We start from the raw sequence: 24,964 nt of genomic DNA, 5'->3' as shown, positions 1-24,964 counted from the left end.
GAATCCTTGTGAGAAAACAAGGATTTTTCTATTGAAAATGGTATATAAAAGAGATAAGATAACTTGCCAAAACTATAGTCGAGGCGTTATTCTATAATAGAAACATATGTTCTGATTTTGGATTAGGAAAGGGGCAAGGAGTTTGGCGAAGCATCAGTTCCAATATAATGAAGATGCGATTCAAGTGTTAGAAGGACTTGAAGCCGTTCGAAAACGCCCGGGTATGTATATCGGGAGTACGGATAGCCGTGGATTGCATCATTTAGTATATGAAATAGTAGATAACTCCGTTGACGAGGCGTTAGCGGGATTTGGCGACGAAATTTCTGTCGTAATACATAAAGATAATAGTATTAGCGTTATAGATAAAGGGCGAGGAATGCCTACGGGAATGCATAAACTTGGGAAACCTACACCTGAAGTTATTTTAACTGTACTTCATGCAGGTGGTAAGTTTGGTCAAGGTGGCTATAAAACGAGTGGTGGTTTACACGGTGTTGGGGCATCAGTTGTAAACGCCTTGTCAGAATGGTTAGTAGTAACAATTAAACGTGATGGTAACATTTATGAACAACGCTTTGAAAATGGTGGCGTTCCTGCAACAACGTTAGAGAAAATCGGGAAAACAAAAGAGTCTGGTACAACAATGCATTTCAAACCAGATACAACGATTTTTAGTACGACAAATTACAATTATGAAACATTATGTGAGAGATTACGTGAATCTGCATTCTTATTAAAAGGAATGAAAATCTCAATAAAAGACGAACGTAATGATTTAGAAGATATATTTCATTATGAAACAGGAATTGAAGCTTTCGTTTCATATTTAAACGAAGAAAAAGATTCAATTCACCCGGTTGTATATTTCACTGGTGAACAAAACGGGATTGAAGCAGAACTAGCATTCCAGTTTAATGATGGTTACTCAGAAAATATTCTTTCGTTTGTAAATAACGTACGTACAAAAGATGGTGGAACACACGAAGCTGGATTTAAAACAGCAATGACGCGTGTGTTCAATGAGTATGCTCGTAAAGTTTCATTATTAAAAGAAAAAGATAAAAATTTAGAAGGTACAGATATTCGTGAAGGTGTAGCGGCTATCGTTTCTGTACGTGTACCAGAAGAAGTACTGCAGTTTGAAGGACAAACGAAAGGGAAACTTGGTACAAGTGAAGCTCGTTCTTCTATTGATGCCATTGTATCAGAGCATCTAGCTTACTTTTTAGAGGAAAACCCGGATGTAGCTACACTTCTTGTGAGAAAGGCAGTTAAAGCAGCGCAAGCACGTGAGGCTGCTCGTAAAGCGAGAGAAGAAGCACGTAGTGGTAAGAAAAAGAAAAAATCAGAAGGTACTTTAAGCGGGAAGTTAACACCTGCACAATCACGTAACCCTCAGAAAAACGAATTGTATTTAGTAGAGGGTGACTCGGCTGGCGGTTCAGCAAAGCAAGGGCGAGATCGTCGTTTTCAGGCGGTACTACCATTGCGTGGTAAAGTAATTAATACGGAGAAAGCAAAGCTTGCTGATATTTTTAAGAATGAAGAGATTAATACAATTATTTATGCAATTGGCGGCGGTGTAGGAAATGAATTCGCTGTTGAAGATATTAACTACGATAAAGTTGTTATTATGACCGATGCAGATACGGATGGAGCTCATATTCAAGTATTGTTATTAACGTTCTTCTACAGATATATGAAGCCACTTATCGAAGCCGGTAAAGTGTTTATCGCACTTCCTCCTTTATACAAGGTAAGTAAAGGGAAAGGTAAGAGTGAGGTAATTGAATACGCTTGGTCAGATGAGGAATTAGACGGTGTAACGAAAAAAGTTGGCAAAGGCTATATGTTACAACGTTATAAAGGACTTGGTGAAATGAATGCGGATCAATTATGGGAAACAACAATGAATCCTGAAACGCGTACATTAATTCGCGTGAAAATTGATGATGCAGCAAGAGCAGAGCGTCGCGTTACAACATTAATGGGCGATAAAGTAGAACCGCGCCGTAAATGGATTGAACGTAATGTACAGTTTGGTATGCAAGAAGAAGGAAATATTTTAGAAAATGAAATGATTATGGAGACGGAGGTGGAATAACATGCAAGCAGAGAAGTTTCATGACCTCCCGCTTGAAGACGTGTTAGGTGACCGCTTTGCACGTTATAGTAAATATATTATTCAAGATCGTGCACTTCCAGATGCACGTGATGGCTTAAAGCCAGTACAAAGACGTATTTTATATTCTATGTATGTAGAAGGTAATGTACATGATAAAGCGTTTCGTAAATCAGCTAAAACAGTAGGTAATGTTATTGGTAATTATCATCCACATGGAGATTCCTCTGTATATGAAGCAATGGTTCGCTTAAGCCAAACTTGGAAAGTACGTAATGTTTTAGTTGAAATGCATGGTAATAACGGTAGTGTTGATGGGGACCCAGCGGCAGCGATGCGTTATACGGAAGCTCGTTTATCACCAATCGCATCTGAATTATTACGTGATCTTGATAAAGAAACAGTTGAATTCGTGTCAAACTTTGATGATACGAGTGAAGAACCGGTTGTATTACCAGCAGCGTTCCCGAATTTATTAGTAAACGGATCTACAGGAATTTCCGCTGGTTATGCAACAGAAATTCCTCCGCATCATCTTGGAGAAGTTATTGACGCTACAATGATGCGTATTGATAAGCCAAATAGTACTGTTGATGATTTATTAACAGTTATGAAAGGACCAGATTTCCCAACAGGCGGTATTATTCAAGGGATTGATGGTATTAAAAAGGCGTATGAAACAGGAAAAGGTAAAATTATTATTCGCGGAAAAGCAGAAATTGAAACAGTGCGCGGTGGGAAACAACAAATTGTAATCACTGAAATTCCTTACGAAGTGAATAAGGCAAACCTTGTAAAGAAAATGGATGAATTACGTCTAGATAAAAAGTTAGATGGCATTGCTGAAGTACGTGATGAGACGGATCGTACTGGTTTACGAATCGTTGTTGAATTAAAGAAAGAAGTAAACGCCGAAGGTATTTTAAATTATTTATATAAAAATACAGATTTACAAATTCCATATAACTTTAATATGGTAGCGATCAATAATCGCCGTCCAACACTTATGACATTACCGAAAATTTTGGATGCTTATATTGGACATCAAAAAGAGGTTATTACGAGACGTTCACAATATGAATTAAGAAAAGCAGAAAATCGTCAACATATTGTAGAAGGTTTAAAGAAGGCATTATCGATTTTAGACCAAGTAATCGAGACAATTCGAGCTTCAAAAGATAAACGTAATGCGAAAGATAATTTAAGTGCAAAATTTGGCTTTACAGAAGCACAAGCAGAAGCAATTGTATCCTTGCAATTATATCGCTTAACGAATACAGACATTACGGCGTTACAAGAAGAAGCAGATGAGCTTAATAAGAAAATTCTAGAGCTACAGTCAATTTTACAAAGTGAAAAAAGATTACTTCAAGTCATTAAAACTGATTTGAAGAGAGTTAAGAAAACATATAGTGATGATCGCCGTGCTATTATTGAAGAACAAATTGAAGAAATTAAAATAGACGTAGAAGTGATGATTCCACAAGAAGATGTCATCGTTACTGTAACGAAAGAAGGATATGTGAAACGTACTGGATGGCGCTCACATAATGCATCAAACGGCAAAGACTTCGGTATGAAAGAGGGTGACATCTTACTTGAACGATTCGATACGAATACGACTGAAACAGTTCTTTTATTCACAAGTAAAGGGAACTATATATATCTTCCAGTATACGAAATGCCAGATATTCGTTGGAAAGATTTAGGTCAGCACGTTGCAAATATCGTTTCACTCGACCGAGATGAAACGATCATTTGGGTAACGGTTGTACCGAACTTTGAGGAAGAAAAACGATTTATCGTATTTGTAACACGAAATGGTATGATAAAGAAAACAGAATTAAATCAATATAAAGTTCAGCGTTATTCAAGGGCATTCGTTGCTGTAAACTTGAAAAAAGGTGATGAAGTTGTCGATATATTTGCGACAGATGGAACGAGTGATATCGTTCTTGCTACACATGGTGCATATGCACTTATTTTCCATGAAGATGAAGTAAGTCCAGTCGGTGTAAGAGCTGCTGGTGTGAAAGCAATTAATTTAAAAGAAGATGACTATGTCGCTTCTGGTAAACCGTTAAATGGTGACAAAGATCAACTTATTCTCGTAACGCAGCGCGGTGCTGTAAAACGTCTAAAAGCATCAGAAATTGAGAAATCAACGAGGGCGAAACGAGGTCTTGTTATTTTCAAAGAGTTAAAACGTAATCCATACCGCATTGTCGGTATTGAAATTGTTCGGGACGATGAATTAGTTTATATGAAGACAGAAAAAAATATTGTAGAAGAGATTGATCCGAAAGCGTATCGAAATAAAGACCGGTATAGTAATGGTAGCCTAGTGCTAGATGTTAATGATACTGGTGAAGTAGTAGAAACGTGGACGAAAAAACGACCGGAGTAAAGTGAAACTATAATCAGTGGGGATTTTGTTCATCCCCACTGATTATTAGTTGAACCAATCGGACTTTAACGGGCAGTTGGTCTCCCATCTAACTCCTTCGCGGTCGGGAGCCTTACTGCCCGTTAAAGCGGGTTAAAAAAAGCATCTTGCTATGAATAGTAGCAAGATGCTTTTTTCTAGGCAATTTATTATGTAAATAATAATAATCTTGTTATAATAACTGAATGAAATCGTTCTCATAAAGTGAAACTTTAATCAATGGGGATTTTCTTTATCCCCACTGATTATTAGTTGAACCAATCGGGCTTTAACGAGCAGTTGACTCCTCACCTAATTTCTTAGCTTTCGCTGGATTTTGAGTTAGGAATCTTACTGCCCGTTAAAGCGGGACAAATGGAGGGGCAACATGAAAAAAATAGGTGTAGGGATTGTAGGATTTGGTTTTTCTAGTACGACATTTCATATCCCACTATTACAAACAATAGAAGAATATGATATTCGTGCTGTATTATCCTCAAAAGAAGAGGTAGTAAAAGAAACATTACCAAACGCTAATGTTGTTAGTACAATTGATGAATTGGTGAAGCGAGCTGATGTTGACTTAGTTGTTATTACATCACCTAATACAACTCATTTTCCATATGTAAAAGAAGCAATTTTAAACGGTAAGCATGTTGTTGTAGAAAAACCATTTGTTGTTTCAATTGAAGAAGGGGAAGAGCTTATTTCATTAGCAGAGCAGCATAATGTAATGTTAAGCGTATATCATAATCGTCGTTTTGATAATGATTTCTTAACAATTAAGAAATTGTTAGGAGAAAACAGAGTAGGGAATGTATACGCATATGAATCAAATTTTGATCGTTTCCGTCCACATGTGCGTGATCGATGGAGAGAAAAAAATCTACCAGGTTCCGGTATATTATACGATTTAGGATCGCATTTAATTGACCAAGCGTTATCAATATTTGGGAAACCAGATGCGATAAGTGCAGATGTAATAAAACAACGACCAGGTGCAGAGGTGGATGATTATTTCCACATAGTACTGCATTACGGAGCTAAACGTGTCATTTTACGTAGTAGCAGTTATGTGAAAAAAGCTGGACCGCATTTTATAGTGCATGGAGAGAAAGGTTCTATCGTGAAGTACGGTATGGATTCGCAGGAAGAGCAATTAAAAAATGGAATGAAGCCAGGTGATAATGGTTATGGAGTAGACGATGAAGAGAATTTTGCTACTTTAGAAACAGAAGAAAGCTTAGAGCGCATTCCAACAGAAGTCGGTTGTTATGATAATTATTATAAAGGTGTACGAGATAGTATATTAAATGGTGAGAAACTACCTGTAACAGCAAAAGAAGGCTTAGATGTTATTAAACTGATTCAATTAGCGATTGAAAGCAGTGAAAAGGGTAGAGTCATTTCTATAAAATAAAAAAGACACGAAATTCGTGTCTTTTTTATTAGGAATATGTGAATATGATTAATTATTTAGTTTAGTCGTTTATCATACATTAATTGGATTTGTATGCCATAAGGATCTTCAATAATACCATATGCTTCACTAAATATATTTTTTTCTAGGGGAGAGATTATTTTCACATGCTTATCGGAAATTAAATTATTATAAAACCTTTGTATTTCTTCTAAATTAGCGCTTTGAATGCAAAGTGACATGTTATTTCCAACGTTATAACGTTCATTAGGCTTCATTGTATCTTCTGCTATCATTAGCTTTGTATTCCCAATTTGTAAAACAGAGTGAGCAATATGATCTTTATTTTCACTTTTAATTTTAAAAGAACTATCTCTTTTCGCCAGTTCTTCATACGTAACAACCATTAACTTTTTGGCTTCTAAATGACGTGTATAAAAGTTAATCGCCTCCTTTGCTTGCCCATTCATTGAAAGAAAAATAGCTATTTCTAATGTCATAAATATATAACTCCTTTATTAGTTGATAATTATAATATAGATTAAAAGGGTTTCAATACATGACACCTTTTTGGGAGGGAAATATGAAAAAAACGGAACGAATAAATGATATGCTTATTTTCTTAAATAATAAAAGATATTTTAATTTAAAAGATTTAATGGTTAGATATGATATTTCTAAAAGTACCGCTTTGCGAGATATTCAATCATTGGAAGAAATAGGTGTACCCATATATTCTGAATTGGGTAGAAATGGAAGTTATAAAATTATAGAAAATAGTGTTTTATCACCAATTTATTTTAGTGTGGATGAAATGTATGCCTTATATTTTTCAATTCTTACGCTAAATGGATACAAGACAAAACCATTTAATGTAGAAAGTATTGCGCTTGAAAATAAATTTAAACATGTATTACCTGATAATGTGAGTAAAAATATTTCAATTATGGAACGAACGCTTTCCTTTGAAGTAACAAATCATAGTAATTTTAGTCCGTTCTTAAAAGAAATTTTACAGGGGATTTTTGCTGAGCGAGTTTATCATTTAACATATTTAAAAAAAGGTGAGGAGAAAGCATTGGTTGCCCAATTTATTCGAATAGAATCTAAATTTGGCCAGTGGTATGCTAAAATCTTTAATTTTGAGACGAATAATGTTCAAATAATTAGATGTGATAAAATTCTTTCTATTGTGGAAACGAGCAATATTAATCCAAAAAATCTTGAAGAATTATTAAGTTATCTTACTACTTTTCACAGAAAGCCTGATGCAATTAATTTTAGCGTCATTGTTAATCAAAAAGGAAAAGACATTTTTGATAAAGAGAATTACCCTTCCATGAGGATGCAAAAGGAAAATGAAAATTACATTATAACAGGCTATTTTAACAAGCAAGAATTTGATTTTATTTCAAATTATTTTCTGAATTTCGGTGAAACGATTATTTCAATTCAGCCTGTTATGCTAAAAGAGTTAATCTATAATAAGGTGTTATCTATAAAGAAGCATTTAACTTCTTTAAGATAAAGTTAGTTTTAGACATTTTTTGATATGAAAAAGCCCTTGCGATTTAAATATCCAAAGGGCTTTTTGGTAATTCTATTTGTTCTTTAGAAAAATTATTTTTCTGGGACGGAGAGTCCATAAAAGAACATCGTAACGATATCTTGTATATGTTTTTCACGATCTCCTTCAAGAAGTTGTGCTCCAAATTCATCACCTAATTTTGTAAACATTTGAATGTAAAGTAACATCATTTCTTTAGTAAGGTGAGGATTAATTTCGTTTTTGCGCTGCGCTCGTTCTAATATTTCTAAATACCAGGGCAGGATTTTTTCATTTTGATAACTATAAATAAACTTCCGGAGTTCTTCGTCCCTTTGCATCATTTGTAGTAACATATCAGGTTGAAATAACCCGCCAGTATTCATTTTTCTTACAATCATTTTTTGCATCATATCATGAAAAGGTAATTTTTCTTCTGCAAGCTCTTTATAATATTGAAATTCAGATATGATAAATTCTTGTATAAGCTCCCTAAATAACGCATCTTTACTTCCGAAATGATTATAAATTGTAACTTGAGAAACGTTCGCTTCTTTTGCGATATGTTCTATTTTCACTTCATTAAATCCACGTTCTGAAAATAATACGAATGCTGCTTCTTTAATGGCACGTTTTTTCTTTTCTTTTACTCTTTCAAATCCGTTCAATGCAATCACCTCACTTAAAATATACAAGAAAAAATAATGGAAAACAATAATTTTGAAATATGGACTAATAAATATTTCAAAAAGTTGTTGCGAATATGAAAGATGAGGAGTACAATGATTTTGAAATATCACATATTAAATATTTCAAAAAATGAGGTGGAATTATGATTTCAGTTCAGGATGTCACAAAACAGTTTTCGAATGGAAAAGGTTTGTTTCATATTACATTTGATGTAAAAGAGGGAGAAGTATTCGGTTATTTAGGACCGAATGGTGCCGGGAAATCAACGACGATTCGTAATTTAATGGGATTTATAAAACCGACAGCTGGTAAAGCGACAATTTTTGGATTAGATTGTTGGAATGAAGCAGCGAAAATTCAAAGGGAAGTTGGTTATCTACCGGGTGAAATTTCTTTTATTGAAGGAATGAACGGATTAGAGTTTTTAAAATTAATGCAAGGAATGCGTGGATTAAAGGATACGAAAAGACGAGATGAACTGATAGATCGTCTGCAATTTGATGTGAAAACACCGATTCGCAAAATGTCTAAAGGAATGAAGCAAAAAGTGGGGATAGTTGCTGCATTTATGCACGATCCAGAGGTGTTAATTTTAGATGAACCAACATCTGGACTTGATCCACTTATGCAGCAAGTATTTATAGAATTAATATTAGAGGAAAAGCAAAGAGGAAAAACAATCCTAATGTCATCACATATTTTCACTGAAATTGAGCGTACGTGTGATCGAGTAGCGATTATTAAAGATGGTCGACTCGTAACGGTTGAAAATATTCACGATTTACAAAGTATGAGACGACAGGTAATAGATGTAACCGTATCATCGCAAGAAGAGATTGAATCTCTTACAAAGTGTAATTTGCAATTTGAAGTGGTAAAAGGTAGAGAGGCATCTATCATTGTACAAGGAAACTATCAAACTGTTTTACAAACAATTTCAAACTATAATGTAACGGCACTTCAAACGAGAGCGATGGATTTAGAACATTTATTTATGCATTATTACGATAAGAAAGAAGGGGTAACGCATGAATAAGCAATTATTTTTAGCTAGTTTGAAAGAAACACAAAAAAATATTTTGAGTTATGCGTTTGGTGCGGCTTTATATTTGTGGTTATTAATTTGGATATTCCCGTCAATGGTATCAGCGAAAGGGCTAAATGAACTAATAGCTGCCATGCCTGATAGTGTGAAAAAAATCGTTGGTATGGAAAGTCCGATTCAAAACGTAATGGATTTTTTAGCTGGTGAATACTATAGTCTATTGTTTATTATCATTTTAACAATTTTTTGTGTAACAGTTGCAACACATTTAATTGCTCGTCATGTAGATAAAGGAGCAATGGCATACTTGTTAGCAACACCTGTATCTAGAGTGGAAATTGCTATTACACAAGCTGCTGTTCTCATATTGGGACTTCTGATTATTGTATCTGTTACGTATGTAGCTGGGTTAGTAGGTGCAGAATGGTTTTTACAAGATAATAACTTAAATAAAGAATTATTTTTGAAGATAAATGTAGTCGGAGGGCTCATATTTTTAGTCGTTAGTGCGTATTCATTTTTCTTTTCTTGTATATGTAATGACGAAAGAAAGGCACTAAGTTATTCAGCGAGTTTAACTATCTTATTTTTCGTATTGGATATGGTAGGTAAATTAAGTGATAAGTTAGAGTGGATGAGAAGTCTATCATTATTCACGCTGTTTCATCCGAAAGAAATTGCTGAAGGAACGTATAATATATGGCCGGTAAGTATAGGTTTAACTGCTGGAGCACTTTGTATTTTCATAGTAGCAATTGTAGTTTTTAAGAAGAGGGATTTACCGTTGTAAAGTAGAAAGTCCACTGAGAAAGTGGGCTTTTTTTATTTGTAAATTAAATCTAGTATGTTTATTACATAACACTTATAAAGGATATTTATCTTTTTATTTACAAAAATATTCAAAAAAATGAACCTTTTCCTAGGTTCCTACGTCTAATACATGTAAAGTTAAATTTGAAGTGAGGATGAAACAGGAGGAGCAATTGTGAAAGTAATCCCTTTATATAAAATGATTATAAAAGAAGAAACCGATGTTTCTTTAGCGAAAAAAGGCGATCATGAAGCCTTTATAACGCTTATACATACAGAAAAAGTGAAGATGTATCGAATAGCAAAGGCGATGTTACGTGATGAGACAAATATAGAGGACGCGATACAGACAACAATTTTAAAAGCTTATGAAAATATAAAAAAACTAAAAAAAGAAGAGTTTTTTCAAACTTGGTTAATTCGAATTTTAATGAATGAGTGTAACAATATTATTAGAGCGTATAAAAATGTAATTGTGACAGAAGAGAATGATTACAATATGAGTGCGTGTGATCAGTATGAAGATATAGATTTGTATAATGCGATTCAATCGTTACATGAAGAATTAAGAGCTGTTACGGTGCTTTATTACTATGAAGATATGAATCAAGATAGTATTGCGAAGCTGTTAGAAATACCGAAAGGAACAGTGAAATCAAGATTATCGCGTGCGAGGGAACAACTACAAAAACGATTAAAGATGGAATAGGGGGTGTAAAGGGTGGATAGTGAAAAATTATTTGATGAGAAATTAAAAAAGAGAATAAAAAATGAAAATGTTATAGTACCTCCAGAGTTAAATGAGAAGATTAATGGTACACTACATAATCTTCAGGTAAAAAAGAAGAGTTACAAAATCCATATGATGATAATTAGTGCAGCGGTTTGTATACTTTCAGTGGTATCTATGTCTGAGTTTTCTATACAAAGTTTTGCGCAAAACGGTGGAGTATTTGAATATGTAAAGAAAAAAGCGTTTTCTGATTATGAAAATGAAGAAGAAATAAAATCAAATGTACATTATCCAGATAAAGAAAAGATTCATCAAAAGATGCTAGATTCTATTGATTATTTTAAAAATAGTTCAGGACAATTTGAGGAATATTCTAGCTCATCAAGAATTGCTACAACATATAAGTATGCAATTGATACGGAAAAACAAAGAGGTATCTCTTCGAAAGAAGATAAACTAGCGAAAAAACGAACAATTATATATAACGAGGGCAAGAAAAAAGAGTTTGATGATGAGAAGTATACCTATAAAGAGACAAAATGGAACCCGAAAGAAAGAAACAATGAATTATTAAAGTTAAATCCTACGGAAAGGTTATTGAGAAAATCAGGTGAAAAAAAGCGATATGATGATGAATATGTAGGACTAGCGAAATATAGTATTCAATCAGAATTCGCAGATTTGTTAATTCGATATAAAGATTGGAATTATAAAGAAACGAAATATCTTGGATTAGATTGTTACAAAATTGAAGGAGTCATCAATATAGAGATGCCTGTTAGCACCTCTGAAGATTTAAGAGGGAAATTCGAAATGGTTGTGGAGAAAAATACAGGGATTATGTTGAAATTTCTTAGTTTTCAAGAAGGCTTGATTCAATATTCACTTACGACAGAATGGATACAAATAGATAAGGGATTGAAAGAAAGTATGTTTCAAAAGGATAGCGCTAAATATGAAAAACATATTGGATGAATAGAAACAGGAGGAGAGTAAATGGGGAATCATTCATCTTTAAGAGAAGAGAAAAATAAGCAAAAATATAAAAAGAAAACGATAATAAGTTTACTACTAGCGGTATTGCTATTTGGTGGAATTGGCTATGGAGCCTATGTATATATGAAAACTTCTAGTCTCGTACAAAAATCTAATTTGAATTTAGCACGAGGTGAAAAATCCAATTTACGTGAGAAATCTGTAAAGCCAATTGCAAATCATGTTTCACTTTTAATTATGGGAATTGATGAAAATCAAGAACGACAAAAGGAGTATAATGGTGCATTTCATACAGATGCATTATTGTTAGCGACTTTTAATAAAGACGATAAAACAGTGAAATTAACGAGCATACCGCGTGATACATATACATACGTTCCAGTTGAAAAGAAAAAAGATAAAATAACCCATGCATATGGAAGTGGTTTCGTTAAAAATGGTAAAGATGGAGGACCGCAAGCTTCTGTGGAAGCGGTAGAAAAATTGTTACAAGTGCCCGTTGATTATTTTGTGAAATTTAATTTTGGTTCCTTTACTAAAATTTTTGATGGGTTAGATGGTATTGAAGTAGATGTCCCAGTTGAATTTACGGAGCAAAATAGTAAAGATGAACCTGATGCGATTCATTTGAAAAAAGGATTGCAAAAATTAAATGGGGAAGAAGCACTTGCACTAGCAAGAACGCGCCATATTGATAGTGATGCGATGAGAGGGCAGAGGCAACAACTTGTTATTGAATCGATTTTAAGTAAATTAAAAAGTGTAGGATCGATTACGAAGCTAGAAAAAATAGTTGAGGCAGTTGACGACGATTTTAAAACAAACTTAGTAATGGATGATATTTTATCTTTTTATAAATACGGTTTAAACGGTTCAGTTGAAAAAATACAACTAGCTGGTGATGATTTATATTTACCTAATGGTCCAAATGGGCAACGTGTATATTATTATAATCCTAATAAAAAAGATTTGCAGAGTTTGAGTAATACTCTTAGAACACATCTAGGGTTAAGTGAAAAGCAAATTGAGGAGAATTAAAGCAGACGTAATGTCTGCTTTTTATTGTGTATAATAGTATGTCATTTATTCTTAAATGTTATATACTATTTTCGAATTAAAGATAATAGTGTAACATAAAATTGTGGTTTAAGTTAAATAGCAAGGGGGCTATCACATAGAATAAATGTTATTGCTTAAAATAGTTTGGGAGAAATGAAAATACAGGGGAGTAGCAAAAATGAGAATTGCAAAGAATTTAACATTCCAAGTTATTGTGGCCATTATTTGTGGTATTGCAGTAGGGGCAATTTGGCCGAGTGTTGGACAACAAATGAAGCCAATTGGTGAAACATTCATCAATATGATTAAAATGGTTATTGCACCGATTATCTTTTTAACAATTGTGCTCGGTATTGCAAGTATGGGAAGTATGAAAAAGGTAGGCCGTGTTGGTGGGAAGGCACTATTATATTTTGAAATTGTTACAACAGCGGCTTTAATTATTGGTATCATCGTAGCGAATGTTGTGCGTCCTGGAGACGGATTAGATCCCTCAAAACTAAAGGGCGGAGATGTTTCGCAATATGTACAAAGCGGACAAGAAATGAAATGGATGGATTTCTTTTTACATATCGTGCCGTCTAACATGTTTGAAGCATTCGCCAAAGGTGATATTTTACAAGTTCTGTTCTTCTCCATTTTATTCGGCGCAGGGTTAACGATGTTAGGGAAAAATGGACAACCGGTTATTGACTTTTTTGAAAGATTATCGAAAGTATTTTTTAACATTTTATCAATTGTAATGAAATTAGCACCGGTTGGAGCATTCGGTGGGATGGCATTTACAATTGGGAAGTATGGTTTAAGCACGCTCATACCACTTGGCAAATTAATGATTTGTGTATATGCGACAATGGCATTATTTGTTTTTATTGTTTTAAATTTTATTTGTAAACTGTACAAATTTAGTTTGTGGAAATATTTAGCTCACATTAAAGAAGAATTACTCATTGTTCTCGGGACATCGTCATCAGAATCAGTACTGCCGCGAATGATGACAAAGATGGAAGACTTGGGATGTTCGAAGCCAGTAGTAGGTTTAGTCATTCCGACAGGATACTCATTTAATTTAGATGGAACGACAATTTATTTATCGATGGCTACTATATTTTTAGCTCAAGTCTTTCATGTCGATCTTTCACTAGGTCAACAATTAACTATAATAGCTATTTTATTAGTTACATCTAAAGGTGCAGCAGCAGTAACTGGTGGAGGTTTTATTGTGCTAGCATCTACTTTATCTGCAATGAATGTTATCCCATTAGAAGGTTTAGCGCTATTACTTGGTGTAGATCGTTTCATGTCAGAAGCACGTGCTATCGTTAATTTAATTGGTAACGGTATTGCAACTGTAGTTGTTGCAAAAAGTGAAAATGAATTTGATGATGAGAAGTATACCAAAGTAATAGAGGAAATGAAAAGAGAAAAAATAGCCGGGTAAAAAGTCAGTTTTGCTGACTTTTTTTATTTTTGTAGGAAAGGAGTTTCTAAAAATATACATTATTTATTAACAAGAGCTCATAGATATTTAATGTGTAAATATGATAAATACCATTAAAGTGGTACATTTATATGAAAGAGAAATAGAATTTGAAGATCATATGGAATTTTTATGAATATTACTGTAAGAAAATAATTTTTTAAAAATTTTCAATAATAATACTTTACAAATTTTAAAAAATTAGTAGAATAAGAAGTAGTAAGAATCGTCTGATAAATATATAGAGAAAAACAGAATTATCAGAAAATTCTTGAATAGCTATCGTTTAGAATTAGGGAGGGTACAGAAAATGAAAAAGAAACAAATGAAAAAACTAACAGCAGTTGTAGCACCGGTTTTAGCAATGAGCATGGCGTTAACAGCATGTTCTACATCAGGTGGAGATAAGAAGACAAGCACAAATTCTAGCTCTGGTGGAGATAGTAAGTCAGGGGAAAAATTAGCAACGAAACAAGTGCTGAATCGAACAGTAACACAAGAAATTCCAACTATGGATTCTTCTAAATCAACTGATACAGTATCTTCACAAATGCTTGGTAATACGATGGAGGGTTTATATCGTCTTGATAAAGACAATAAGCCGATTCCAGCAGCGGCAGAATCTAGTACGAAAAGTGAAGATGGTAAAAAATATACGTTCAAACTACGTAAAGATGCAAAATGGTCAAATGGAGATCCAGTAACTGCAAAGGATTTCGTATATGCTTGGCAACGTCTGTTAGATCCAAAAACGGCTGCTGAGTATGCATTTATTGCATTCCCGATTAAAAATGCAGAAGTAGTAAATAAAGGAGAAAAACCTGTAACTGAATTAGGTGTGAAGGCGGTAGATGATCTTACACTTGAAGTTGAGTTAGAGCAAGCGGTACCGTACTTCTTAAATTTAGTAGCATTCCCATCATATTATCCATTAAACGAAAAGTTCGTTAAAGAAAAGGGCGAGAAGTTCGGTTTAGAGGCTGATACAACTGTCTATAACGGACCGTTCGTTCTTAAAGATTGGAAGCATGAACAAGGATGGCAATTAAAGAAAAATGATCAATATTGGGATAAAAAGACTGTAAAACTTGAAGAAGTTAACTTTAGTGTTGTTAAAGAGGCTGCAACTTTAGTCAATCTATATGATAGCGGTCAAGTTGACTTTGCTTTATTAAATGGAGAGTTCGTTGATAAATATAGAAGCAAGAAAGATGAATTTGGCACATATTCACAAGTGAGTACGTATTTCATTCGTATGAACCAAAAACGTGATGGACAAGACACGCCATTAAAGAGCAAAAAATTACGTGAAGCAATTGCGCTATCAATTGATAAAAAGAATTTAGCAAATGTAATTTTAAATGATGGATCAAAAGAAGCTGACTTCTTAGTACCAAAAGGATTAGCAACGGGACCAGACGGTAAAGATTTCCAAGAAACATTTAAAAACGGTTTGAAACCAAATTCTAAAAAAGCTGCTGCAGCTTGGGAAGAAGCGAAAAAAGAACTTGGAAAAGATCAAGTTACAATCGAATTCTTAAACTACGATACTGGTAATGCGAAAAAAGTTGGCGAATATATTAAAGATCAGATTGAGAAAAACTTAAAAGGTGTAACAGTTAATATTAAACTTCAACCATTTAAGCAAAAACTAAAATTAGAAACTGAACAACAATATGATATTTCGTATGGCGGATGGAATCCGGATTATGCAGATCCAATGACGTTCTTAGATATGTTTGAGACTGGACATTCACATAACCAAATGAGCTTCTCTGACCCTAAATATGACGGCATGGTGAAAAAAGCTGGGACGGAATTAATGAGTGATGCGAAAAAACGTTGGGAAGAGTTAGGAAAAGCTGAAAAAACATTACTTGAAGAAGATGTAGCGATTGTACCTTTATACCAACGTGGAGATTCTTATGTTTTACAACCAAATGTAAAAGGTGTAGTAAAACACAATATCAGTCCAGAATTCAGCTTTAAGTGGGCATATGTAACTGAAAAATAATAGAGTTGAAAAAGCATTTAAAAGTGGCTTAGCTACTTTTAAATGCTTTTTTTGTGAGCTTAAAATACTAATTTTTAGTATGGTTAAATAGAGGAGAATAAGGTGTATAGTATGTACATATAGTAGATAGAAGATAAATCCTACTAAATAAAAAACAGAATATTTAAAATAAACCTATTTGCAATTACGGAAAAAAGAGTAGAATGACATTAGTTGTAATCTTCTAAAAAAAAGTCTTTAGTAAGGGGTCTCTCAAGGGTTGGTAATGTACATATAATTAGGGAGGGTACAAAAATGAAGAGAAAAAAATGAAAAAGTTAACGGCAGTTGTAATACCAGTTTTAGCGATGAGTGTTGCATTGACAGCATGTTCTGGATCAGGTGGGGAAAAGAAAACGACTACTACATCAAATAGTGGGGAAGAAAAAAATCTGATATTAAATATGCAGCGAAACAAGTATTAAATCGTACGGAAAACCAAGAAATTCCGACGATGGATACTTCTAAATCTACTGATACATTAGGTGCGCAAATTTTAGGGAACACGATGGAAGGCCTATATCGCCTTGATAAAGATAATAAGTCAATTCCTGCTGCGGCAGAGTCTAGTACGAAAAGCGAGGATGGCAAAAAATATACATTTAAACTACGTAAAGATGCAAAATGGTCAAACGGTGATCCTGTAACAGCGAAAGATTTCGTATATGGATGGCAACGCTTACTTGATAAAAATACAGCGGCAGAATATGCGTTTATCGCTTTCTATATTAAAAATGCAGAAGCAATTAATAAAGGTGAAAAACCTCTAACAGATTTAGGAGCAAAAGCGGTAGATGATTATACACTAGAAGTAGAATTAGAAAAGCCAGTACCGTATTTCTTGAATTTAATGGCATTCCCATCGTACTATCCTTTAAATGAAAAGTTCGTAAAAGAAAAAGGAGATAAGTTCGGTTTAGAAGCAGATACAACGTTGTATAACGGACCGTTCGTTATGTCTTCATGGAAACATGAACAAGGTTGGCAGCTAAAGAAAAATGATAAGTACTGGGATAAAAAGACTGTGAAATTAGAAGAAATTAACTATAGTGTAGTAAAAGAGGTTGCAACGAAAGTAAACTTATATGATACAGGATCAATTGATTTTACATTACTATCAGGAGAGTTTGTAGATAAATATAAATCGAACAAAGAAGAATATGGTGAGTATGCGGAATCAAGTACATTCTTCTTACGTTTAAATCAAAAACGTAACGGACAAGATACGCCTATAAAGAGCAAAAAACTTCGTGAAGCAATTGCATTATCAGTTGATAAAAAAGGCTTAGCGAACGTTATTTTAAATAACGGTTCAAAAGCAACAGATCAATTAGTACCAAAAGGGCTTGCGACAGGTCCTTGTGGTAAAGATTACCAAGTTGCATTTAAAAATGGTCTAAAATATGATCCGAAAAAAGGTGCAGCAGCTTGGGAAGCAGCGGAAAAAGAACTTGGAAAAGATCAAGTTACAATTGAATTGCTAAGCTATGATGATGGAACTGCGAAAAAGATTGCTGACTATGTAAAAGATCAAATTGAGAAAAATTTAAAAGGTGTAACAATTAATACAAAAATTCAGCCGTTCAAACAAAAATTAAAATTAGAAACTGCGCAAGATTATGAAATTTCTTATGCAGGTTGGAGTCCAGACTATGCGGATCCAATGACATTTATTGATATGTTTGAATCGAAGAGCCCGTACAACCAAATGAGTTATTCAAATCCAAAATACGATGAAATGGTAGGAAAAGCAGGTAATGAATTAATGAGTGATGCGAAAAAACGCTGGGAAACGTTAGGGAAAGCTGAGAAATTATTCCTTGAAGAAGATGCAGGGTTAGTTCCTTTATATCAAACAGGAAGATCGTACGTAATGAAACCGAATGTAAAAGGAATTGTGAAACATAACATCAGTTCAGAATATAGCTTTAAGTGGGCGTATGTAACTGAGGATGGCGGAAAAAATAAAGTGAAATGCTTTTTAGTATGTATAAGGGAATAAATCTCGTTAGCCTATTGAGAATCGGATAGGTAATAAAGAAGGTTCTATCCGAGGAAATTAGAGAGGTCAGTAAGTAGTAAGAAAGATGAATGATAGTAAGAGACCTCATGCTAATAAGAAAAATATAGAACGTAGTAATAGAGTGGAATAAGGGAATGGATGTTTACATATAGTAGACGGGGGATAATTCATATAGTAGTTAAAACAACAAGTTACTATCATAAAAAAATAAATTTTTAGAAAATTTACAAAAATACTTTACAAAACTAGAAAAAACAGTAGAATATTAATTAATAAGAATTTTCTGATAACGAAAGTTAGTAGGGAATCTCTAAATGTTAATAGCGTACATATAATTGGGGAGGGTACAAAAATGAAGAGAAAAAAGATGAAAAAATTAACAGCGGTAGTAGCACCAGTTTTAGTAATGAGTATGGCATTAACAGCTTGCTCTGGATCTGGGGAAAAAGATAAAGCAAGCACAACACCAAAAAGCAGTGAAAAAGAAGGCGGAAAGCTAGCGGCGAAGCAAGTGCTTAATTTAACAGAGTCTCAAGAGATTCCATCTATGGACTCTGCTAAAGCGACAGACCAAGTATCGTTTCTCGCTTTAAACAACGTAATGGAAGGTTTGTATAGACTTGATAAAGATAATAAAGCAACACCAGGGGTTGCTGAATCATATAAAAAGAGTGATGATGGTAAAAAATATACATTTACATTGAATAAAAATGCAAAATGGTCAAATGGAGAGCCTGTAACAGCAAAAGATTTCGTATTCTCTTGGAAACGTGCGGTAGATAAAAATACAGCAGCAGAATATGCATACATTATGTTTGATTTAAAAAATGCACAAGCGATTAATGAAGGAAAAGCTGAGCTAGATACGTTAGGAGTAAAAGCTGTAGATGACTATACGTTAGAAGTAGAATTAGAAAATCCAGTTCCTTACTTTGTAGAATTAACTTCATTTGGAACATTTTATCCATTAAACGAGAAGTTTGTAAAAGAAAAAGGAGAAAAGTACGGTTTAGAAGCAGATACAACGTTATACAACGGACCATTTACATTAACAGACTGGAAACATGAAGAAGGTTGGAAGTTAAAGAAAAATGCACAATACTGGGATAATAAAACAGTTAATTTGGAAGAAATTAACTTTAATGTGGTAAAAGATAGCGGTACACGTGTCAATTTATATGAAAGTGGACAAATTGATCGCTCAGGACTTACATCTGAATTTGTTGACAAATATAAATCAAGCCCCGATTTCTTTACACAAAAAACACCGTCAACGTACTTCTTACGCTTAAACCAAAAACGTGGTGGGCAAGATACAGTGCTAAAGAGCAAAGATTTACGTTTAGCGATTGCAAAAGCGTATGATAAAAAAGGCTTAACGAATGTAATTTTAAATGATGGTTCTACACCTGCAGATTACTTAGTACCAAAAGAATTTGCTAAGAGCCCAGATGGAAAAGACTTCCGTAAAGAAAATGGAGATATTTTGAAAACAGATGTGAAAAAGGCAAAAGAGCATTGGGAAAAAGCGAAAAAAGAACTTGGAAAAGATGCAATTACAGTAGAACTATTAAACTATGATGGTGATGGTGCGAAAAAAGTAGGAGAGTTCTTAAAAGGAGAACTTGAGAAAAACTTACCAGGCTTAACAGTGAATTTGAAAAACCAGCCATTTAAACAAAAGTTAAAATTAGAATCAGATCTAGATTATGATTTATCTTACGCTGGTTGGGGCCCTGACTACTTAGATCCAATGACGTTCATTGATATGTTCGTTACAAATGGGCCTCATAACCAAACAGGATATTCAAATCCTAAATATGATGAAATTGTGCAAAAAGGTAAAGGCGAGCTATTAACGAAAACGAAAGATCGTTGGGATAGCTTACTGAAAGCGGAGAAAATGTTACTGGAAGATGCAGCAATTGCACCATTATATCAACGTGGTGATGCAATTGTTCAAAGAGCAAAAGTAAAAGGAATTGTTCACCACCCAGTTGGTGGAGATTACAGCTACAAATGGGCATATATCGGTGAGGAAAAATAAGCTGAGGGGGCGCGTGATGCGCCCTTTTTTTATGCACTTTTCATTCTTCCTTGAATATATAAAATAAAAAAGGGAGAATCCCATGGAACGAAATACTTACATCGATTTCTTAGCTTATTACGGAATAGGAAGTGCTCATCCTGGTGGTTTTACGTTAACAAAACAATTGCTAGCACAACTGCCTCTTAGACAAGGAGCGGATGTCCTTGAGATAGGTTGTGGTACAGGGAAAACAGCGGCTTACATGACAAAAGAATTCGGTTATAAAGTAACAGCGGTTGAAAAGAATGAAATTATGATTCAAAAAGCGAAAGATAGATGGTTGTTTGAAAGATTGAATGTACAATTGATTCAAGGTGATGCAGAGCGATTACCTTGTTTAAATGATTCATTTGAGTTTGTGCTTGGGGAATCGATACTCGCTTTTACAGATAAAGAAAGGGTTATATCAGAGTGCTATCGTGTATTACAGAAGGATGGTAAGCTTGTTGTCATTGAAATGATTATTAATACACATATTGAGAAGAGTGAGGAAGAAAAAATTGCCCAATTATATGGCATGAAAGAATTATTAACTGAGAATGAGTGGGTACAACTATTTCAGAAAGCAAATTTCAAAAGAATTACAATTGCTGGCGGTGGTACAATTGCAGAAACGATATCTAGCTATATAGAAGAGCCGGAATGGAATGTATCAACATATATTCCGAATGAGTTATATGAGGCATGGGTACAGCATGAAAATGTACGGCTTATGTACCAACATATTTTAGGGCATCGTATTTTTATATGTGAAAAATAAAGAAAAAGAGTTGGCTAAAGGTAGTCAACTCTTTACTATGTTAAATGAAAAATAATGCAGCTAAAGTAATTCCGAAGATGAAACCAAATCCAAGTTCAACGCCCCAGCCACAACCGCCACCACAGCCGCCGCCACCACAATTACCGCAACCACGACCGCCACATCCACAGCTACTGAATCCACCACCGCAACCAAATCCGCAACTATCACACCTGCTAATGCCGCCGCAAAGATCACAACCACCGTTTGCATATGCGTCATAGTATCCGAATCCTGTATCAAAAGATGAGCGCTGTTGCATTGGTTCGATCCATACAGATTCATTTGTCACATCGATTATTTTGCCTAAATGAATGCGACCATCGCGATCTTCAATTCGAACAACTTTACCGAAATAACGTCGGCACGTATCATAACATCTTTGTCTATGCATGTTCTGTCCTCCTTCCCCCTTACAGTAATACGATATGTAAGGGGGACAAGTGCGGCTTGTACGAATGACCTACCTATCATAATTGTTATATGAAAGGGGAAATATAGAGAAAGGATATAGTAAGGAGGGAAAGGCAATGAAATCTACAGATCAGTTTCAAACATACGAAGTACCGTGGAAAGAATTTATAGAAGCATTGCGAGATGAAATGAAGAAACAAGTAGGAGCGGATATTATTGATACAGTAGTTTGCAATTTAGAGGATGGATTTGAAGTGTATACATATATACAGGGGGATTTAGAGTTTGAATATAAAGAAGCGCTTGAAAGAAAATACGGAAGTGATGCTAAGACTCCTAATTTGTTAACAATTATGCTATTAGCCAGCATTTATAATACGAGTGAAGCGAATATACGCTTACATGCAGATAACAAAGATAATCCAATTGTTGAAGTATATGTGAAGCAATGAAACACGCTGTGAAAGGCGTGTTTTTTATTTGTATGATAAAATATTAGAAAATTGAGAAAGAAGGTGGAGGATTGGGAATTAAACATCTTAATTTAACAGTTACAGATGTAACAGCATCTAGAGAGTTTTTAGAGAGGTATTTTGGTTTAATTTGTAGTGGAACAAGGGGGAATGCCTTTGCAGTTATGCGTGATAATGATGGATTTATACTAACTTTAATGAAGGGAAAAGAAGTTCAGTATCCAAAAACATTTCATGTAGGATTTCCACAAGGAAGTGAAGAACAAGTAGATAAGATAAATCAAAGATTGAAGAAAGATGGATTTTTGGTGGAGCCTCCTAAGCATGCCCATGCATATACATTTTACGTTGAAGCACCTGGTGGATTTACAATTGAAGTAATGTGCTAATTAAAAAATCAAACTTTTTGTTGTGTGTTTTTAATATGAAAAGTAGGAAAAGTCTGTTTTAAGTATGAAGCTTAGACAGGCTTTTTTGCTTATATAATTGGATAGAAAATGCTATAAAGAATATTACCAAGTGTATATATATGTTTACATAATAAAGTTATGGTGGGTTAGTTGTCCTAAAATACAAGTCATATATCTTGTTTCCTCTCATAAATTTAAACATAGGAATTTGTCTACAAAGGTGGCGAAGCCTCATCATGAAAATTCGAATTTGTGCCACATTCATGTTGTTTCTATTTATATGGTTACATCCTTATTGGACTTTTGCAAAAGGAGAGGAGGCAAAGGAAAGGGTCGTTTCACTTGTATATGATGATTCGGGCAGCATGAGAAATAACGATCGCTGGAAATATGCCAATTACGCTTTGCAAAGTTTAGTTGCGCTATTAGATGAAAAAGATACATTTTCTTATGTTCCAATGAGCAAGCCGAATAATCCGTTAAACATTTCGTTAACGAAGGATAAAAGGCAAACAGAAATTGAAGGAATTGGAGCGTGGAAAACGTATTTAAATACTCCTTTTAGCGCAGTAGAGACGGCGATGCAATCTATAAAAAAGGAAGCAGATATAGATGGAAAACGTGAATTTTGGCTTATTGTATTAACTGACGGGGCATTTAATGATCTAGAAAAAGATAAAGTTGGCGGAAAAGAACAAATTACACAGAAATTAGCCCAGTTTAAGAAAGAAATGGATGCAAAAAAGATATCGTTACATCCAGTCTTAATTACGATGGAAGAAGATTTAGGACAACAAGAAAAAGAACAACTAAATACGTTCAAGGAAATATGGAAGAAAGAGATAAACGGAGTTACGATGCCGTCAAGCGGAGAGGATGGCATTGTAAAAAGTGTAAATCAAGTGGCAGCATTAGTTGCGAATCGTGATCCATTCTCCTCCGTTGAATCGATTGTAAAAACGAAAGTAGTAGGAAAGAAAGTAGAGATTACAACGCCGTTCCCATTAAAGCGTATGACGCTTGTACGACAATCGCCTTCGCTGTCTAATTATCAGGTCACACAAATTTCGAAACCATTACAGTTACAGTCTTCTTTTTCCATACATGCACCCGGAGAAGCGAAATTATTCGGAAATATAGTTCATATAAGCACGGAAAATCAGGAAGTCATTAAACCAGGAACATATACGATAGAAGTGGATCGGGATATTGAGAAAGAAGGATTGCAAGTACTTGTTGAACCAGCGCTTAACTATACGGTTTCTACTTATGACAAAGATGATAATAGTCAAAAAAATGTTGAACAAATGTACGAAGGTGTTACTGCTGTTATTGAAGCAAAGCCTACTGAGTTACCAATTCAGTCTTCTTACTTTCAAGCAGAAGTAGAAATAGACGGAAAACAATATCCGATGAAGTGGAACGATAAGAGGCATGTGTTTTATTACGAAACGAAGATTGGTAAAGGGTTAGTACGTGGAAAAGTTCATATGAATATAAAGGGATTTTACAGACAGACGAAAGAATTCAAAATTGAAACAACAGAAAAGCCAAAATTATCACTTCAAACTGTTACGAAAGATTATGAAGAAAAAGTAACGAATTTAGAGAATAGTAAACCGTTTATTTTACAACCAAAGTTAGATGGTAAGCCGATGACAGAAGGGGCTGTAAAGAAACTATTAAAATCTACTGGTGTCACATCTAAACAATCAATCAACTATGAAATAAAACAACGTGGTAATCAAATTTACGTTTATCCTCGTCCTTATTACTCCGACACATTCAATTTCACAGATACTGGCACCGTAGAAGCTACCATCGTTATACAAGATGCGAAATTACAAGAAGTAAAGAAGCAAATATCACTCCATATTCAAAGTGCGCCGTTTTATGAAAAGTATGCGCTTATTTTTAAGTTTGTCATTCCTATCACTTTATTGCTGCTAGTAGTAGGCATAATCGTTTTAGGATGGATTGTTCGTCCAAGATTTCACCGGAAAGCGCTATTGTATTACGAATGGGATCAAGAAGTAGCGAAAGATTGGTTATATCAATCTGAACCAGAATTACTTCGAAATAAATGGTGGAAACATTATTTTGGTATCCCATTTCGAGCAGAAAGAAAAACTGTGCAATCCGTTACGTTTATAGCCAAGAAAGGTTCGAAATCTGTCTTTGTAGCGAAAGAGTCACAAGTAGTAGGAATGATTATTGATGGGATGTTTATAACAGAGGAAGAAGTAGGAATGGAGCATAAGACACTATATCCAAATGAACTTTTATTAATTGATAGAGGATATGGTAAGGAGATTTACAAATATGAATGTGAATAGTAGGTAGGGATAAGAGGGGAGTCTTAGCTTTCTTTCCC

General features: G+C 34.3%; 19 protein-coding genes and 1 pseudogene. 17 read left to right on the top strand and 3 right to left on the bottom strand.

Annotated elements, in window-relative coordinates:
• Positions 1–142 precede the first annotated feature (142 nt).
• The 3 genes from parE (at position 143) to CN409_RS22345 (ending at position 5,970) form a co-directional block, all read left to right on the top strand.
• Positions 143–2,107 carry a DNA topoisomerase IV subunit B gene (parE, locus tag CN409_RS22355; RefSeq protein ID WP_001062195.1) on the top strand — a complete coding sequence of 655 codons (1,965 nt, stop codon included), beginning with the start codon at positions 143–145 and terminating at the stop codon, positions 2,105–2,107.
• 1 nt (position 2,108) lies between these two features.
• Entirely contained in the window at positions 2,109–4,532 is a 2,424-nt protein-coding gene (gene parC, locus CN409_RS22350; RefSeq protein WP_001147460.1) for a DNA topoisomerase IV subunit A, read from the top strand.
• Between the two features lie 406 nt (positions 4,533–4,938).
• Complete coding sequence (locus tag CN409_RS22345; RefSeq protein WP_000719768.1) at positions 4,939–5,970, top strand: oxidoreductase; 1,032 nt, start codon at positions 4,939–4,941, stop codon at positions 5,968–5,970.
• A 56-nt stretch (positions 5,971–6,026) separates the two neighbouring features.
• Here CN409_RS22345 and CN409_RS22340 read toward each other — a convergent pair whose 3' ends face one another.
• On the bottom strand, positions 6,027–6,470 hold the full coding sequence (locus CN409_RS22340; protein ID WP_000171340.1) for a VOC family protein: 444 nt from the start codon (positions 6,468–6,470) through the stop codon (positions 6,027–6,029).
• 59 nt (positions 6,471–6,529) lie between these two features.
• Here CN409_RS22340 and CN409_RS22335 point away from each other — a divergent pair, with 59 nt between their 5' ends.
• Positions 6,530–7,498 (top strand): helix-turn-helix transcriptional regulator, encoded by a 969-nt coding sequence (locus CN409_RS22335; RefSeq protein WP_000187494.1) that lies wholly within the window; start codon positions 6,530–6,532, stop codon positions 7,496–7,498.
• Between the two features lie 92 nt (positions 7,499–7,590).
• Here CN409_RS22335 and CN409_RS22330 read toward each other — a convergent pair whose 3' ends face one another.
• Positions 7,591–8,193, bottom strand: coding sequence for a TetR/AcrR family transcriptional regulator (locus CN409_RS22330; RefSeq protein WP_003309799.1), 603 nt, complete (start codon positions 8,191–8,193; stop codon positions 7,591–7,593).
• A 155-nt stretch (positions 8,194–8,348) separates the two neighbouring features.
• On the opposite strand from CN409_RS22330, the gene CN409_RS22325 reads away from it, so the two are divergent.
• The 10 genes and pseudogenes from CN409_RS22325 to CN409_RS22275 all read left to right on the top strand — a co-directional run bounded on the left by CN409_RS22325 (position 8,349) and on the right by CN409_RS22275 (position 21,254).
• Complete coding sequence (locus CN409_RS22325; protein ID WP_000626561.1) at positions 8,349–9,242, top strand: ABC transporter ATP-binding protein; 894 nt, start codon at positions 8,349–8,351, stop codon at positions 9,240–9,242.
• Positions 9,235–10,041 carry an ABC transporter permease subunit gene (locus CN409_RS22320; protein WP_001041417.1) on the top strand — a complete coding sequence of 269 codons (807 nt, stop codon included), beginning with the start codon at positions 9,235–9,237 and terminating at the stop codon, positions 10,039–10,041. The genes CN409_RS22325 and CN409_RS22320 overlap by 8 nt, the downstream gene beginning before the upstream one ends.
• A gap of 195 nt (positions 10,042–10,236) precedes the next feature.
• A complete protein-coding gene (locus CN409_RS22315; RefSeq protein ID WP_000864724.1) occupies positions 10,237–10,770 on the top strand; it encodes an RNA polymerase sigma factor in 534 nt (177 codons plus the stop codon).
• 12 nt (positions 10,771–10,782) lie between these two features.
• Positions 10,783–11,769, top strand: a complete 987-nt coding sequence (locus tag CN409_RS22310; RefSeq protein ID WP_000376636.1) for a hypothetical protein — start codon at positions 10,783–10,785, stop codon at positions 11,767–11,769.
• Positions 11,770–11,790: 21 nt separating this feature from the next.
• Positions 11,791–12,828: an LCP family protein gene (locus tag CN409_RS22305; RefSeq protein ID WP_097981068.1), complete on the top strand. Its 1,038-nt coding sequence runs from the start codon at positions 11,791–11,793 to the stop codon at positions 12,826–12,828.
• Between the two features lie 199 nt (positions 12,829–13,027).
• Positions 13,028–14,290, top strand: a complete 1,263-nt coding sequence (locus CN409_RS22300) for a dicarboxylate/amino acid:cation symporter (protein WP_001216974.1) — start codon at positions 13,028–13,030, stop codon at positions 14,288–14,290.
• Positions 14,291–14,639: 349 nt separating this feature from the next.
• A complete protein-coding gene (locus CN409_RS22295) occupies positions 14,640–16,343 on the top strand; it encodes a peptide ABC transporter substrate-binding protein (protein ID WP_000730156.1) in 1,704 nt (567 codons plus the stop codon).
• A gap of 308 nt (positions 16,344–16,651) precedes the next feature.
• A pseudogene (locus CN409_RS22285) lies at positions 16,652–18,384 on the top strand (peptide ABC transporter substrate-binding protein).
• A 373-nt stretch (positions 18,385–18,757) separates the two neighbouring features.
• On the top strand, positions 18,758–20,452 hold the full coding sequence (locus CN409_RS22280; RefSeq protein ID WP_086389955.1) for a peptide ABC transporter substrate-binding protein: 1,695 nt from the start codon (positions 18,758–18,760) through the stop codon (positions 20,450–20,452).
• A gap of 82 nt (positions 20,453–20,534) precedes the next feature.
• Positions 20,535–21,254 (top strand): class I SAM-dependent methyltransferase, encoded by a 720-nt coding sequence (locus CN409_RS22275; protein WP_000440865.1) that lies wholly within the window; start codon positions 20,535–20,537, stop codon positions 21,252–21,254.
• A 40-nt stretch (positions 21,255–21,294) separates the two neighbouring features.
• Here the strand turns inward: CN409_RS22275 and CN409_RS22270 are convergent, their stop codons facing one another.
• The gene (locus CN409_RS22270; protein WP_000555008.1) at positions 21,295–21,687 is read right to left on the bottom strand and encodes a hypothetical protein; all 393 of its coding nucleotides are present in this window, start codon (positions 21,685–21,687) and stop codon (positions 21,295–21,297) included.
• 136 nt (positions 21,688–21,823) lie between these two features.
• Between CN409_RS22270 and CN409_RS22265 the strand changes: the two genes are divergently transcribed.
• From CN409_RS22265 to CN409_RS22255, 3 genes are all read left to right on the top strand, one after another.
• Positions 21,824–22,159, top strand: a complete 336-nt coding sequence (locus CN409_RS22265; protein WP_000842916.1) for a hypothetical protein — start codon at positions 21,824–21,826, stop codon at positions 22,157–22,159.
• Positions 22,160–22,230: 71 nt separating this feature from the next.
• Positions 22,231–22,569 carry a VOC family protein gene (locus tag CN409_RS22260; protein WP_000511531.1) on the top strand — a complete coding sequence of 113 codons (339 nt, stop codon included), beginning with the start codon at positions 22,231–22,233 and terminating at the stop codon, positions 22,567–22,569.
• A 257-nt stretch (positions 22,570–22,826) separates the two neighbouring features.
• On the top strand, positions 22,827–24,926 hold the full coding sequence (locus CN409_RS22255) for a vWA domain-containing protein (RefSeq protein ID WP_079245820.1): 2,100 nt from the start codon (positions 22,827–22,829) through the stop codon (positions 24,924–24,926).
• The last annotated feature ends 38 nt before the right edge of the window (positions 24,927–24,964 follow it).

Source organism: Bacillus sp. AFS012607, assembly GCF_002558005.1.
In the GTDB taxonomy this organism is placed as follows: Bacteria; Bacillota; Bacilli; order Bacillales; family Bacillaceae_G; genus Bacillus_A; species Bacillus_A thuringiensis_S.
The sequence above is the reverse complement of the archived record's forward strand: the minus strand, read 5'-3'. Positions and strand labels throughout refer to the sequence as shown.

Excerpts from the sequence above, each read along its gene's own strand:
- parC (WP_001147460.1), top strand. The coding sequence starts at position 2,109 with ATGCAAGCAGAGAAGTTTCATGACCTCCCGCTTGAAGACGTGTTAGGT.
- CN409_RS22345 (WP_000719768.1), top strand. The coding sequence starts at position 4,939 with ATGAAAAAAATAGGTGTAGGGATTGTAGGATTTGGTTTTTCTAGTACG.
- CN409_RS22340 (WP_000171340.1), bottom strand. The coding sequence starts at position 6,470 with ATGACATTAGAAATAGCTATTTTTCTTTCAATGAATGGGCAAGCAAAG.
- CN409_RS22335 (WP_000187494.1), top strand. The coding sequence starts at position 6,530 with ATGACACCTTTTTGGGAGGGAAATATGAAAAAAACGGAACGAATAAAT.
- CN409_RS22325 (WP_000626561.1), top strand. The coding sequence starts at position 8,349 with ATGATTTCAGTTCAGGATGTCACAAAACAGTTTTCGAATGGAAAAGGT.
- CN409_RS22320 (WP_001041417.1), top strand. The coding sequence starts at position 9,235 with ATGAATAAGCAATTATTTTTAGCTAGTTTGAAAGAAACACAAAAAAAT.
- CN409_RS22305 (WP_097981068.1), top strand. The coding sequence starts at position 11,791 with ATGGGGAATCATTCATCTTTAAGAGAAGAGAAAAATAAGCAAAAATAT.
- CN409_RS22300 (WP_001216974.1), top strand. The coding sequence starts at position 13,028 with ATGAGAATTGCAAAGAATTTAACATTCCAAGTTATTGTGGCCATTATT.
- CN409_RS22295 (WP_000730156.1), top strand. The coding sequence starts at position 14,640 with ATGAAAAAGAAACAAATGAAAAAACTAACAGCAGTTGTAGCACCGGTT.
- CN409_RS22280 (WP_086389955.1), top strand. The coding sequence starts at position 18,758 with ATGAAGAGAAAAAAGATGAAAAAATTAACAGCGGTAGTAGCACCAGTT.
- CN409_RS22275 (WP_000440865.1), top strand. The coding sequence starts at position 20,535 with ATGGAACGAAATACTTACATCGATTTCTTAGCTTATTACGGAATAGGA.
- CN409_RS22270 (WP_000555008.1), bottom strand. The coding sequence starts at position 21,687 with ATGCATAGACAAAGATGTTATGATACGTGCCGACGTTATTTCGGTAAA.
- CN409_RS22265 (WP_000842916.1), top strand. The coding sequence starts at position 21,824 with ATGAAATCTACAGATCAGTTTCAAACATACGAAGTACCGTGGAAAGAA.
- CN409_RS22255 (WP_079245820.1), top strand. The coding sequence starts at position 22,827 with ATGAAAATTCGAATTTGTGCCACATTCATGTTGTTTCTATTTATATGG.